The organism is Planctomycetota bacterium (assembly GCA_039182125.1).
Classification (GTDB): domain Bacteria; phylum Planctomycetota; class Phycisphaerae; order Tepidisphaerales; family Tepidisphaeraceae; genus JBCDCH01.
The window spans coordinates 1-14131 of sequence record JBCDCH010000095.1 but is presented as its reverse complement, the minus strand read 5'-3'; the positions used below and the strand labels follow the sequence as shown (position 1 = coordinate 14131).

Genomic DNA, 14131 nt, shown 5'->3' with positions numbered 1-14131 from the left:
GATGGTGGAGCCTTCCTTGGACATGGTGACGAAGACTTCGCCGGGCTGGCCGTCCTCGTAGAGGCCGGCGGTGATGTAGCCCTCGTGGCCGCCGACATCGAACTTGTGCGTGACGGCCTGGCGGGTGTCGGGCAGGCGGCGACGCAGCGGACGGTGCACCACGCGCTCGACGATCTTCTCGATGACGCGGGCGGCTTCCGGGGCATCCTCGAGGTTGGAGACCTCGGCGACGTCGGCGGCGACTTCTTCCCGGGCGGCTTCGATGTTCTCGTCGGACTCCTCGTCGTCGATGTCCTCGTCGGACTTGATGTTGAGGGGTTGGCTGAGTTTGGAGCCGTCGCGGTAGAGGGCGTTGGCCTTGAGGCCGAGCTTCCAGCTGAGTTCGTAGCAGTCCTGGATCTGGTCGACGGTGGCCTCGTTGGGGAGGTTGATGGTCTTGGAGATCGCGCCGGAGATGAACGGCTGGGCGGCGGCCATCATGCGGATGTGGCCGGTGGCGGCGATGTAGCGGGTGCCGTGCTTGCCACACTTGTTGGCACAGTCGAACACGGGGTAGTGCTCGGCCTTGAGGTGGGGCGCGCCCTCGACGGTGCCGCGACCGCAGACGTGGTCGTTGGCTTCGTCGATCTGCTTCTTGGTGAAGCCGAGGTGACGCAGGAGGTTGAACGACGGGTCGGACTTTTGGTCCTCGGTGACGCCGAGCTTTTCGAGGGTTTCGGGCTTGAGCGACCACGGCGAGAAGGCGAAGCCGAGCTCGAACATGGCGGGCAGGGAAGCCTCGATGGCGTCGAGGTCGGCGGGGGTGAAGCAGAACTCGGTGAGCGATTCGCGGTTGATCGCGGGCGAGTCGTCGAGGGTGAGCGTGCCCATGACATAGCGGAGGATGTCGCGGATCTGTTCGTCGGCGTAGCCGAGGTTGCGCAGGGCGGGTCGGAGGGACTGGTTCGCGATCTTGAAGTACCCGCCGCCGGCGAGCTTCTTGAACTTGACCAGTGCGAAGTCGGGCTCGACGCCGGTGGTGTCGCAGTCCATGAGCAGGCCGATGGTGCCGGTGGGGGCGATGACGGTGGCCTGTGCGTTGCGGTAGCCGTGGGCTTCGCCGCCGACGAGGGCACGGTCCCAGCAGTCGCGGGCCGCGGCGAGGAGCTTGCGCGAGAGCAGCGGGTGCTGATCGCCGAACTGCAACGCGTCGATGCCGACCGGCGGGACGTCGAGGCCCTCGAAGTCGCCCAGATCCTTGAACGCGAGATCGTTCGACGCGTCGTAGGCGGCGCGGCGATGGTTGCGCATCACGCGGAGCATGTTCTCCTTGTTCTGCGGGTACTTCTCGAAGGGCCCGAGCTCGCCGGCCATCTCGGCCGACGCGGCGTAGGACTCGCCGGTGAGGATCGCGGTGAGCGCCCCGCAGACCGCGCGGCCTTCCTCGCTGTCATACGGAATGCCGGCTTGCATGAGCATCGCGCCGAGGTTGGCGTAGCCCAGACCGAGCGTGCGGTACTGGTAGCTCTGGCGGGCGATGGCTTCGGAGGGGAAGCTGGCCATGAGCACGGAGATTTCGAGGACGATCGTCCACAGGCGGGTGCCGTGCTTGAACGCGTCGATGTCGAAAGTGCCGGTCTCGGCGTCGTAGAAGGTCAGCACATTCAGCGACGCGAGGTTGCAGGCGGTGTCGTCGAGGAACATGTACTCGCTGCAGTTGTGCACCGTGATGCCCGCGGCGACGAAGCTGGAGGTGTTGGGCTCGGTGAGGTCGAAGACCTGCTGGAAGCCCAGCGGCTCGAGGCCGTCGACGCGGTCCCAGTTTTCCGAATCTTCGTAAGCGTGGTCGGCGGCGTTGGTGAGGTCGTTGCACTTCATGCCGGGCAGGCAGCCGACGTGCTCGACGAACCGGCCGAGCGAGCCGGGGTCGATGCGCAGACCGGTGGCGGCGGCGCGGGTGGCCTTGACCTGGCGGCGCTGCGTGGCGGTACCGCCGAGGAGCGTGGACTTGATGCCGAAGCCGAGCAGGAGGGTTTGGATGTCACCGAGCAGCGCCGGGCCGTGGCCGTGGAGTTCGACGCTGTCGTTGATGACGGCGTCGGCGGTGAACAGGCCGCGGAGCAGGTGCTTCTGCGCGGCGAGGCCGGCGGTGAAGGCTTCCTCGGAGAAGTGCAGGCGACGGTCCTCGTCGCACTTCACGAAGCCGCCGAAGCGGGAGAGCATGCGGTTGTCGGCGAAGCCGGGGTTGTGGTCGGCTTCGGTCTCGACTTCCGCGGTTTGCGTGCCGTCGGTGGTGACGAGCTGGCGCTTGCGCGACTTGCTCGGGCGCGGTGCCCAGTGGGCGTCGATGTACGCGGTGAGCTTCTGCTGGACCTCGGCGTCGTCGCAGGTGCGGTCCAGGTGCAGTGCGGCGATGTCGTCGTTGGCCTCGGAGAGGAACATGCCGACGAGTTGGAACAGCTCCGGCTCGGCCGGCTCGCCGACCTTGGCCACGGCGCTGTGCGTCGCGGGGAGTTTCACTTCGTCGTCCCGCGTGAGGTGTTGGGCCTCGACCCAGCTGCGGGATTTGGTCCAGACCTTGTGGTCGGCGGTGAGCTTGATGGAGTAGCCGCCCTCGGTAAAGAGCTCGAAGACCTCGCGGCTGCCGGTGGGGAACGCGCCCTCGGTGACGTGGACTTCCTGCTTGTCGAGGTTGGTGATGACGCGCGACGGCAGGTGGATCATCTGGTCGATGCGCCGCCAGATGCCGCCGGGGGTGAGCACGCGAGTGTCGCCGGTGACGCACGGGTTGGACGCGTTGATCCGACCGCCCTCGGGGCAGGTGTGCCACTGGTTGATCGTGGTGTCGTACTGGACGCCCGGGTCGGCACAGCGCCACGCGGCAAAGCTGATCTGCTCCCACAGGTCGCGGGCCTTGACGGTCTTGTGCGCCTCGCCGTCGGTGCGGCGGTAGAGCGTCCAGTCGCCGTCGTCTTCGAGGGCTTTGAAGAAGCTGTTGGGGATGCGGACGGAGTTGTTGGAGTTCTGGCCGGAGACGGTTTGGTAGGACTCGCCGTTGAAGTCGTAATCGAGCTTGAGCCCGAGCTTCTTGGCTAGGTCACGCTGGTCTTCGGGCAAGACTTTCAGGCCTTCGACCAATGCGGCGACCTTGAGCTCCTCGCGGACCTTCCACGTGACGAACGACTCGATGTCCGGGTGGTCGAGGTCGAGGCAGACCATCTTGGCCGCGCGGCGGGTGGTGCCGCCGGACTTGATCGCACCGGCGGCGCGGTCGCCGATCTTGAGGAACGACATCAGCCCGCTCGACTTGCCACCGCCGGACAACGGCTCATCCTCGCCGCGGACGTTGCTGAAGTTCGTGCCCGTCCCGCTGCCGTACTTGAACAGGCGCGCCTCGCGCGTCCACAGGTCCATGATCCCGCCGGCGTTCACCAGGTCATCACCGACCGACTGGATAAAGCAGGCGTGCGGCTGCGGGTGTTCGTAGGCGTTCGACGAGGTCTGCAGCTTGCCGGTCTTCGGGTCACAGTAGAAGTGCCCTTGCGCCGGGCCGGTGATGCCGTAGGACTGGTGCAGTCCGGTGTTGAACCACTGCGGACTGTTCGGCGCGGTCTGCTGGTGCAAGAGCATGTGACAGACTTCGTCGTAGAACGCCTGGGCGTCTTCGGTCGAGTCGAAGTAGCCGTGCGTTTCGCCCCAATGCCGCCAGCAGCCGGCGAGGCGATCGATGACCTGCTTGGCCGAGCGTTCCGGCCCCTTGGAGCCATCGGGCTGCGGAACGCCGGCCTTGCGGAAGTACTTGCTGACCATGATGTCGGTCGCAAGCTGACTCCACGCCTTGGGGATCTCCGCGTCGTTCATCTCGAACACGACGCTCCCGTCGGGGTTGCTGATTTTGCTGGTGCGTTTCTCGTACTCGACAGTGGAGAAAACGTCCTTGCCAGCTTCGGTGAATCGACGGGTGATCTTCATGGGAATGGAACCAGGTATGAGGTATGCGATGCGGGTATGAAGTATGGACCGATTATGAAAGTTCAGGGTGCCAGCGAACCTCGGCGGATGCGGCGTGTTTCGTTGAGTTCGGGCTGATCGAGGTAGATCAGGTAGCGGGTGTCGGGGTTGCCGCGGACGGTGCCACGGGTCTCGCCGATGCGGATGAGTGCTTCAGAGACGACGATGAGATCGCCGGTGTTGACGGGGGCTTCGAGCAGGACGTTGCCGTTGCTGCCATCGACGATGCGAGCGACGGCGGAGCCGTTCACTTGCCAAACGAGTGGCGGGGTGCCGATGGCGACGGGACGATTCGCTTTCGCCGTCTCCGGCAACCGCGAGTCATCGAGCGGCTGATTCCAGGAGAGTTGCGTGGCGGGCGTGGGGCGCTTCCGGAATTCTTCATGTGGTGCGTTTGGGGAATTGCTATTTTGGCAGCCAGGCAATGCACTAACCACAAGGGCTAAAACTACACCGTGACCGGCTTTGGGCGTGCTGGGCATTACGCTGCCACCCCATTGGAATGGCGAAGCCATGAGCCACGCCATGAGATGTAAGATTCAGGGAGGTTTCCAGAGTGGTCATCAATCTCCGGGTGCCGATATCGTACAACAAGTCCGTTTCTCCAAGCAGTTCGCCAGTTTCTTCTCCATGTTGCGATCTCGGAATTTAAGGTTGGCGTGACAGCGTCCTGTCGAAATGACTCATAGCCAAGACGTGTCATCTGATCTTGATCAAGAAAAATATCGATCGTGGGATCCAGCCTGCGAAGACAGGCTGCAAATTGAATATCTTCATATGTTCCACCTGAGATCAGATGGCGGTCATAAGAGCGATATGCTAAAATGGCAGCTCTTTGGTATTGGCCATTGCACGACATGCGAAAGGCTTTGCTCCAAACACTGCGTCGAAGCTGTGCTCCAACAAGGAGGCTGTGTTGCCTCCAGCCGCACATTGCGGTGCCGAATTCTTCGGCCAACATAAATTCGAGGCACGCAGATCGATTTGCGTTCGTGCTATTGAAGTAAATTTCGGCGATACGAAAGTCTAACAGCTCGCGGTGTTGATCGATTTTGGCAGGATCAATGATATTGTGCTTCCATTCACGCATTTGTTATTCCTCTAGCAAAAATTAGATTCAATCCACCTTCGGCAGGGTCAGCCCCGCCTGGTCCTGGTACTTGCCGCGCTTGTCGGCGTAGCTGGTGGCACACACGCGGTCGGCTTTGATGAAGAGCATCTGGGCGATGCCTTCGTTGGCGTAGACCTTGGCGGGTAGGGGGGTGGTGTTGGAGATTTCGAGCGTGACCTTGCCGCGCCACTCGGGTTCGAGGGGGGTGACGTTCACGATCAGGCCGCAGCGGGCGTAGGTGCTTTTGCCGACGCAGATGGCCAGCACGTCGCGCGGGATGTCCATGACCTCCACAGTCTCGGCCAGTGCGAACGAGTTGGGCGGGATGATGACGTGGTCCTTGCCGACTTTGTCGGTGTCGATGGTGACGAACATGTCGTCGCCGAAGCTTTTTGGATCGACGACGGCCTGCCCGCCGTGGGGGGCGACGTTGGTGAAGACCTTGAAAAGCGAGCCGACGCGGACGTCGTAGCCGTAGGAGCTGACGCCGTAGCTGACGGAGCCGGGACGTTTCTCGGCGTCGGCGAACGGCTCAATGCCGATCAGTTCACGAATCTGGGTATCACAAAGAATGGCCATGGTGGGTCGGGCGGAAGGAAGGGGGGCGGGGGAAGAAGGCGCACTTACGTTGCCGACGGCGTGTTTCACCGTTGAACGAGACGAGAGGTTGTTTGTCATCCGCTGACGTGAGCCCCAGCCCTCATGGCGGGGTTTCGGCGTGTCGCCGGCTGCGGGACCGTGTCTCGAAGCCGACCGACGATCAACCAGCGAATGACCCGGGCAAAGCCCCGATCATCATCCGAACAAAACCGAAACGCAAGGGCAATCTTCCTTGTCCGGGCGTTCGGTTGTCGCCGACGGTGGCGAGGTCTGACTCGCGTATCGGCCTGGTTGCGTCGCGTTCTTGAGGGTAACACCACATGTGGTGCCACTTCAACCCATTTCACCTAAATCTTGGCACTACATGTGGGGGTGCGGCGCGCAAGCGCAAGATGTCGGGAAGGTTACGTTACGGCTAACAGACGGTTGCTCGAACACCGATTTCCGCCGCCGTCGGGTTGTCCACAAGGCGTCACCCGGCAGGCGGTGCAAAGACGTCTCAGGCAAGGCGCGAACGGTCGCATCCGGGGTCGAAATTTGCCGGTTTCGACGCAACTTTCAGTCCTGCGCCGTGTCCTTTAAGAACAGCCCCCGACGACCGTCGTTTCGACGGACGAAAAGGTGCCGCGGAACTTCCCTTTTCCGTCGAAGCCGATCGTGCGATAAAGTATGAGTAACGCCCTCTGGCGAACGACTGCCACCCGAACCGTAAGACGATGAACAGCCCAACGACCCCCGCCGTACGTCCAGCCCGCAACCGCATTCGTTTTGCCGCCATTGCCGTGGCCGCGTTTTCGGTGGTCGGGGTGTTGGCCCCGGCGGCCGACGCCCAGCTCCGCGTGGACAACAGTCGCATCACCGATGCCAACCCCCGCGTCGGTGATGGCGGTTTCAACGGCCGGCTCACCAATCCGTTCGACAACCGCTTGGCCAACGATCTGGTTGTCGGCAATGTCACCGGTGGTCGGCTGTTTCAAGGGTTTGTCGCGTTCAGCGATGAGCGCGGTTTCCGCGCTTCGACCACTGCCTTGGTGTCCGACTTCACCCGTGACAGCACCGGCGTGACGACCGGCGGCATCGTGACCAACAACTCGAACGATGTGAGGCGGTTCTTCGGCGAAGTCGAGGCTGTCAACGCGCCGCCGGAGTTCGTCCGTCAGCCCGGCGTGGCCGGTTTCGTTCCGCAGACCATCGGGGCCGTTCGTGAGCGTGGAGACCGCCGGCTGGGCGTGATCGATACGCTCGATCGTCGGCTAACTATCGATGAACTGCCCGAAGTAATGGGCGTCGATCCGGCGGTCCTGCGTCAGTTTGCCGAGGAGGACGCGCTCGACAGCCGCTTCGGAGAAGACGGTCTTGAGGGAGGGCTCACTCCCGACGGCTCGGCACCGCTCGGCACCGCGCAGGAAAACGAACTGCTCTCGGACTTCACGTTCCTGCGTGACCGATCGTTTGGCGGACTGGACGAAGCGACGATCCAAGGCATCGCCGACGAACTCAATCCCCGCGGTGCCGGTGAGGGCGAAGACGCCGAAGGCGACGCGCAGGACACGCCGTTTGGCCAAGGCGACAACGGCCCGCTCGATTCCAACGCGCCCCTCGAATCCAACCAGCCGCTCGACGGCGGGGCGTTCGAGTCCAACCAGCCGCTGGGCAGCAACCGTGCCTTGGGCAACAACGTCTCCCCGTTTGCGTCCGATTCACAGTTTGCCCAGATGAGCGCCCGGCTCGAGGCGTTCAACGCAGAACGCCGCGCGACCAACGCCGCGCCGGCCGACGGGACCGACGAAGCCGAGGACGAAACGCCGGCAGCCCCGGTGATGCCGGGCGGAAACCTCGAACCGGTCAATCCGGAGAATGCCCCGGTAGTTCCTGACAACCTCCTGAACCGACCGGTCCGCGTGCGGGACCTGGGTGCGGGTGTGCAGGGCACGCCGATCGCCCCGCTGTTCGCGACGGCCGAGACGGCGATGAAGGACGGCCGGTTCGCCGACGCTGCTGAGAACTATCGCGCCATCGAACGGGTTGATCCGCAGAACGCGCTGGCGACCTTCGGCCGCGCGACCGCGGAGATGGCCGGGGGGTACTACGGCCGGTCGGCGAACACCTATCGCGCCGTCTTCCTTCGCGAGCCCGCGCTGCTCATGGCCCAGTACGACATGCCGGCCCTCGTCGGCGAGCAGCGCCTCGACGCGGTCATGGATGATCTCAGGAGCATCATCAACGAAGACGAACGCGCGGCGGCCCCGGCGTTGTTGATGGCGATCATCCATCACAACCAGGGCGAGTCCCGCCTGGCCGCTGGCTTCCTCGACCTCACTCAGCGCCGCGGCGGCGACGAAGTCCTCGTCGACACGCTCCGTCAGGCATGGAACCTGCCGACGATGGACTTCGAGAAGTAGGGCCTGCTTTCGGCACGTCGCTATCCCGTGATTATCGACCCAACGCGCTGGGTGCGAGCGGCCGGAACCGAACGATGCGGTAAGGCGGCATGCTGTGATCGGCGCCGGCATTAAGCCAAGGGTGGCGATGAAGTTGGTTCACCGTGACATAGAAAAAGCCATCCGGGCCATAGCTCATACCGTCGGGCCATGGCAGCATGTTCGGGTCGACGATGAGTTGTTCGTAGGTGCCATCGGGCTTGAGGACCCCAATCGCGCTGCCGGGCAGGTCCGTGATGTAGACATTGCCCGCAGTGTCGATACCGATCCCGTCACTCACGGGCTTGGGGCCGTGACGCTGGATGCGTTCGGCGAGTTGCTCATCCGTGAGAGTCGCGTCACCTAAGTCAGCCGTGGCGATGCGGAACACGCTGGTGCCTCGCATGGCACCGAAGTAAACCCATTGCCCGGCGGGGTCGATGGTGATCGGGTTGAGTCCAGGAACACGGTCGACAGGCTCGCCCGAAGGTGTGGCGGACGGGTTGAGGATTTGCGATCCGCCGGCGACGAATGATGTTTCAGCTTCGCCCTGGAGTAACGGGTGGGCTTCGAGACGACGCGAGACATTGCCTGTCGCGAGATCGAGCACCACGAAAGCAGGTCGCGAGGGATGGTCCGGTGTAGCGCCGGCCATGTCAGCGATGTAGACCTTGCGTTGTTGCGGATCGATGGCTAAGTCCTGCATGAAACTGTTGTCCACTGCAGCTGCGTCGAGCGGCCAGGTTCGGATCAATTTTTCGGCTTTGGTGTCCCATGCCACGAGCTTGGCACCGATGCCCGATGTGCCGTTGTCCAACACCCACAAGACGCCATCGGCATCGACCTCCACACCGATCACGGTGGTGAGGCCCTCGGCTTTGCGCTCGTTGGGCGGACTCGCCCACGCGGCGGACGGGTAGGCCCGTTGCCCGCCATTGGGCAGCAGTTCCACGAGATTAACCCGTCGCCCTTCAAGAGGGTGAATGCTTGCGAACAAACGGCCGTCTGGGCTGACGGCAACATTACCTGGTCGGTCGGCCATCTCGTGGACGACTTCAAGCTCCGCTGTTCGTGTGGTCGAAGCCGATACGGTCGCACCAACTGTTGCCGGGATCAAAGCCAACGCGCCCAATGCGGCCGTGGTTGGCCGAGCGTGATCGGTGAAACGAGCGGCAGTTGAGGTGCCTAGAGCAATGAGCCACAGCAGTGGTCCGAGAAAACCTTGTGACAATGGCTCGTAGCCTGGGAACAAAACGAACACGATGAATGCCACATCGAGCCCGCCGACGAGAATGACTTGTAGCCAGTAGCCGAGTCTGCTGTTACGCCAGTTCATCGTCAACGCGATCAAGATCGATGCGACGGAAACGACGACCATCGCCGCCGAACTCTGGAAGATACGGCCGTGCGCGACTGACGGTTCCATGCCTTGCAGTGGTGCAAGCGCGGACGGCAGGATGGCAAAAGCCGCAACCAGATGCAGCACTGCCCAAAGGATGTAGGACACCGCGCCAACGCGGGCGAGTTTCAGTGAGGTGAGACCAGTTATCGTGGCGGTGATTGGGATGTGGGTCGTGGTCACGTTGTTTCCTAGACTGAACGGTCAAGAATGGTGTAGAGTTACACTTGCCGGCATCGGCCGACAAGTTCAGGATCGAAGTAACGAAAGAAGCCCGCGGGCGGCGCCAGTGGGAAGCTGAGTGTCACCCGCGACGCGGCCGACTAGAGCGATGCCCTGAGCGGTGCAAACAATGAGACGAGCTAGATTGTTGGTGTTGGTGTCCGCGGGCAACTCTCCGGCCTGAACCGCACGTGTTAGAGCCTTGGCCCAGATCTCTCGTGTACGTTCGAGGTGACCCCGGAGGAGTTGACTCATCTCGGGGTCATCCGGCCCGAAATCAGCCACGCTGTTACCGACCCCGCACCCGAGGCTGTGGGGACGGCCGTGCTGTTTGGCAAACCAATCAAGCGCGGCGCATATGTTTTTGAGCGGTGATCCTGACTGGTCGAGTTTTGCCTTCAGTTCTTCCAGATCAGAAGACGCATATTTCTCGATGGCCTGAATGAACAGTGCTCGTTTGTTGCCGAACGTGTCGTACATGCTCTTTCGGCCGATGCCCATTGCCTCGACCAATTCAGCAAGCCCGGCTGCCTCGAACCCTCGAGCGCGAAACACATGCATCGCAGCAACGAGCGCCTCGTCAGGATCAAACTGCTTGACCGGTCCGCGTCGCACGGCTTGAGATTACGCTAATTTGACCGATCGGTCAATAATCTTCCGCAAAGCGTTATGCCGCCTGCGTTCGATTCGGACATCAGCCAAGCTCGGCCATCTTTGGATGCCTATGCAGCTTCGTGGTCGGCGGCGCGTTCGGCGGCGGTTTGCTTTTCGATTTGCTCGGCCATGCGGAGCATTTCTTCGTGTTGTTGGTCGCGGTACAGAACGCGGCCGGGGACGCGCATCTGGAAGTGATCCGTCGCGCCGAGTTCCTTGCGGTCGAGCGTCTCGAGCTTTTCGAGGTACTTCATCACGGTGCTGACCACGGTCGCGTGACTCCACGTCAATGGGCTGACCGACAGCGGGGCGTTGGAGTAAGGATCGACCTGCTCGGCAAGGCAGCCCGACGGACGGGCGTGGTTGGCGACCCATTCGAAGATGTGATGGATCTTCTGCAGGTCTTCCTTCGATTGGGCGAGCGAGATTTGATGGTCGGCGAGCCAGAGCGTGCATATGAACCACGGGTTGCCCGGCACGTTCTCAATGTCGGTCGAGACGCGGTGGTAGTAGTCGTCCTCATAGCGCGCGACGCCGCCGACGTCGGTTTTGACCCACAAACGGTTGGCGACGGCGTCCATTGTTTTTTGCACCCGCTCGTCGCTCGGGTCGAACAGGTGGAACTTGCCAACAGCCCACAGTGAGGCGTCGATGTTTTCGTCGATCTCGTAGATGTCCTCGGTCTTCACGTCACGGGTGACGACGCGGCCGTTGACGTTTTCGGTCAACTCGTGCGGCGGGGTCGGGTTGTCGAGCGGTACGAGTCGGCGGACGAAGCGACCCAGCCGGTCCGACCAGAGATGCTTGGCCGAGGCCTCGCGGATCTCGTCGGCGGCGTTTTGGTACTTCTGGGCGCGGTCGAACTCGCCAAAGCACTTGGCAAAGTCGGCCGCCGCCGTGAGGCCTGCGTACACCGACGCCACGGTCCATGCATGCACGCCCCAACGCTCTTCCCAAAGGTCATAGGAAGGCTTGGGCAGACCTGTTCGTTCCTCGCGGTACGCGCACATCCATTCCGCCGCAGGGATGACCACGTCGATCCACATCGGCCGCATGAACTCAAGGTCGCGGTACCGGAAGTAGTGTCGCCACATCGCCCAGACGACCAGCGCGGTTTCGTCTTCCTGGATCGGCAGGGCGGGCTTACCGTCCTTGACCCACGGGTGCCAGCTGGAGGCGGGCGAGCCGTCGGGGTTGTACTTGTGCAGGAAGTAGCCGTGGTCGGTGATGGTCCGCTGGCAGAAACTGTAGAACTGGCGGGCCAGATCGGAGTACCCGGCGAGATCGAGCGAGTCGGCGACGAGCGCCCCGTCACGCGGCCACATGTACGAGTACGTGTCCCGCGCGAACTGCATGATGTCACTGTCGTTGGCGGCGATGATTGCGCCGTCGTTGTCGATCTGCGTGCGGACGACCAACAGCGAGCGATGGAACAGATCAATGACCTGGGAGGGCAGGTCGCCGAAGTTGATATTCGACCCGGCCGACCAAAGCCGCCAGTAGGAACTCGTTCGGTCGATGACGCGTTGCGGACCTTGTTTGATGAGCCACTTGTGCAACTCTTCGAGTTCCTCGCGGCTCTCGCCGGCGACGAGCGCCATGTAGAGCGTTTGTTCGCCCTTGGCCTTGACGCGGATGGAGCAGGCGACCGTGGAGTCGACCGCGCCCTGGGCGATGGCGTTCATGCCGAGTTTGCCGTCCTCGGCGTCACGCCATGTGCCCTCGGCGCCGCCAAAGCCGCTCGTGCCCGTGGCGTACTCGTCGACGCGCTGTTCGCCGTGGACGAAGAACGTCGTCATCAGGTAACGCTTGGCGCGGTAGTGGACGAGACTGCGCAGGTCCGGGTCGTAATAGGCGGTGTCGCCGATCTTGGTGCCGAACATGTTGAAGTCCTGCTGGTGCAGAATCTTCACCAGGCGGTCGGCGTCGGAGTCGTTGCGGACGGTGATCTTGCGGACGTACAGGTTGCGGTGGAAGTCGACACACCCGTTGATGTGCATGCCGAGCTTGAGTGCGGCGTTTCGCAGGTGCGTGTCGTAGGTGAGCGTTTGGTCGAGGTACTTTTGTTCGACCTTCCACGCCTCCTCGCTGGTCCAGGAGAGCTTGCCGCCGGTCCCGGCGACGGATTCTGCCCAGACGCCGAACCGGCACGCACCGGCGCCAGCGTGGTTCTCCTGTCCGACGTGCGGGTAGTAGAGGTCCCGCAACTGGTGGCGGTCGTCGAAGTTGATGAGCAGTGAGCCGTTACCGACGGGGATATCGCGTGGCATGGGGACGGGTCCGTAAATCGGGACGCCGGGCGGCGGGGGTGAGGCACGACCGCGGCGGGTTTCCGCTGTGCAGGGGCGTCGCTGCCGGCCTGCGGGTTGCACTTCCAGAACGTTGAAACCGGACGAAACGTTCGACCGGCCCAGCCGTTGGCCTCCGAGCCGCGGGCCAGATGGTATGGAGGTCAACCGCATCCGGCGGACAATCACCAGAATCGCCAAACGCGCGGTCGGCTCCTCGTGTCCAGATGTATCGGTCCGACCGTGGGGGTCGCTGAACGCCGACAAGGTAAGTCTCTGATTTATAAGACGTTACGCCACTTTATCTCAGCCGGATGCCGCTTGGCGTGATGTAAGCAGCCGTCGCAGCCAAAACTTCAAGGATTTGGGCTTGCTCATGTGTTGGCAGGCATTACCATTACAAGTGTGCGTAGGTGAAATGCCTTCCGCACAGGCCGCATTTGATGCGGTGCGTCGGTGATAGTCGGTGCAATGTGTACCGGTTTGACGGTGTTCCAGCGGGGGATGTCCCACCGATACCGTCCGACGCTAACAACCCAAAGCCTGCTCCGATTTTAGTGGATCGGGGCGACGGAGGCACCGATCCGTTCGGTGTGCCAGGCGAAAATGAACACTTCTCAACTGAGAAGGGAGAGATCGTTCGATGCAACCTAAAATGACTCTTGCCCTCGCGGCATGCGCCGCGCTCGGGCTCAGTGGGGCGGCTTTCGCAAGCCCCGTTCCTTGGTCCCAGCCCGACGGCAGCACGGCCAACTTCGACTATTCCGGGGGCCAGTCCGACAACGGACTTTTCGGCGACCCTATCGTCACTGACGAAGGCCTGATCTTCACGCCCGTCGGCTTCATTGCTTCCGCCACCGATGGCGGTGCTCAAGTCACCTCCGACCGACTTCAGGTCACGATCACCGCGCCCGACGGTCAGGACATTGACCAAATCTCTGTTACCGAACTCGGCGACTACGCGATCCTCGGATCCGGCAGCGTCTTCGCTTCGGGTGCGCTCTTCGCTGTCGGTGAGGGCTTGCCCTTGGCCGGTATCGCCGATGCGCTGGACGTCGACCCGGCCATGCCGATCCTCGTGGAGAGTTCCGGCCTCTACGAAGGCACCGCCACCCTGGAGTTCCCAGAAGGTATCACCGAAGTCACCCTAGTCTTCAACAACATTCTTCAGGCGGAAGCCGGCCCGAACAGCTCGGCCCTGATCCAGAAGAAGACCGCAGGCTTCGATATCGACATTGTCATTCCCGAGCCGGCCAGCGTTGGCCTCCTCGGCGTCGCCGGCCTCGGCCTGCTGCGTCGTCGCAACGGGTAAGACACTGTTCTCAATCGCCAGCGGGTCTTTGACCTGCAGAACGATCTAAGCATCGGGCGAACGCGACAACCGGCGAGGTAGGCCGGTGGTGGTTGCGCGGGCATCGCCGGTCGCGGTATTCCAGCCCAGAAAGGT

At 62.7% G+C, this 14131-nt stretch carries 9 protein-coding genes; 2 read left to right on the top strand and 7 right to left on the bottom strand.

Features of this window, described 5'->3' with window-relative positions; all coding sequences use genetic code 11:
- The 4 genes from AAGD32_17045 to dcd form a co-directional block, all read right to left on the bottom strand.
- On the bottom strand, positions 1-3951 hold a 3951-nt coding region (locus AAGD32_17045), incomplete at its 3' end, for an LAGLIDADG family homing endonuclease (GenBank protein ID MEM8875955.1).
- 62 nt (positions 3952-4013) lie between these two features.
- Positions 4014-4241, bottom strand: a complete 228-nt coding sequence (locus tag AAGD32_17040) for a hypothetical protein (protein ID MEM8875954.1) — start codon at positions 4239-4241, stop codon at positions 4014-4016.
- A 230-nt stretch (positions 4242-4471) separates the two neighbouring features.
- Positions 4472-5080: a hypothetical protein gene (locus tag AAGD32_17035; protein MEM8875953.1), complete on the bottom strand. Its 609-nt coding sequence runs from the start codon at positions 5078-5080 to the stop codon at positions 4472-4474.
- Positions 5081-5107: 27 nt separating this feature from the next.
- The gene (gene dcd, locus AAGD32_17030) at positions 5108-5680 is read right to left on the bottom strand and encodes a dCTP deaminase (protein ID MEM8875952.1); all 573 of its coding nucleotides are present in this window, start codon (positions 5678-5680) and stop codon (positions 5108-5110) included.
- Positions 5681-6417: 737 nt separating this feature from the next.
- Here dcd and AAGD32_17025 point away from each other — a divergent pair.
- The gene (locus AAGD32_17025) at positions 6418-8103 is read left to right on the top strand and encodes a hypothetical protein (GenBank protein ID MEM8875951.1); all 1686 of its coding nucleotides are present in this window, start codon (positions 6418-6420) and stop codon (positions 8101-8103) included.
- 31 nt (positions 8104-8134) lie between these two features.
- Here the strand turns inward: AAGD32_17025 and AAGD32_17020 are convergent, their stop codons facing one another.
- The 3 genes from AAGD32_17020 to AAGD32_17010 all read right to left on the bottom strand — a co-directional run bounded on the left by AAGD32_17020 (position 8135) and on the right by AAGD32_17010 (position 12666).
- Positions 8135-9703, bottom strand: coding sequence for an L-dopachrome tautomerase-related protein (locus AAGD32_17020; protein MEM8875950.1), 1569 nt, complete (start codon positions 9701-9703; stop codon positions 8135-8137).
- Positions 9704-9769: 66 nt separating this feature from the next.
- Positions 9770-10357 carry a TetR/AcrR family transcriptional regulator gene (locus tag AAGD32_17015; protein MEM8875949.1) on the bottom strand — a complete coding sequence of 196 codons (588 nt, stop codon included), beginning with the start codon at positions 10355-10357 and terminating at the stop codon, positions 9770-9772.
- Positions 10358-10464: 107 nt separating this feature from the next.
- Positions 10465-12666, bottom strand: coding sequence for a glycoside hydrolase family 15 protein (locus AAGD32_17010; protein ID MEM8875948.1), 2202 nt, complete (start codon positions 12664-12666; stop codon positions 10465-10467).
- Between the two features lie 673 nt (positions 12667-13339).
- On the opposite strand from AAGD32_17010, the gene AAGD32_17005 reads away from it, so the two are divergent.
- A complete protein-coding gene (locus tag AAGD32_17005) occupies positions 13340-13996 on the top strand; it encodes a PEP-CTERM sorting domain-containing protein (protein MEM8875947.1) in 657 nt (218 codons plus the stop codon).
- The last annotated feature ends 135 nt before the right edge of the window (positions 13997-14131 follow it).

Bases quoted from the DNA above. Each gene is read 5' to 3' on its own strand.
- dcd (MEM8875952.1), bottom strand. From the start codon at position 5,680: ATGGCCATTCTTTGTGATACCCAGATTCGTGAACTGATCGGCATTGAG.
- AAGD32_17010 (MEM8875948.1), bottom strand. From the start codon at position 12,666: ATGCCACGCGATATCCCCGTCGGTAACGGCTCACTGCTCATCAACTTC.
- AAGD32_17035 (MEM8875953.1), bottom strand. From the start codon at position 5,080: ATGCGTGAATGGAAGCACAATATCATTGATCCTGCCAAAATCGATCAA.
- AAGD32_17025 (MEM8875951.1), top strand. From the start codon at position 6,418: ATGAACAGCCCAACGACCCCCGCCGTACGTCCAGCCCGCAACCGCATT.
- AAGD32_17005 (MEM8875947.1), top strand. From the start codon at position 13,340: ATGACTCTTGCCCTCGCGGCATGCGCCGCGCTCGGGCTCAGTGGGGCG.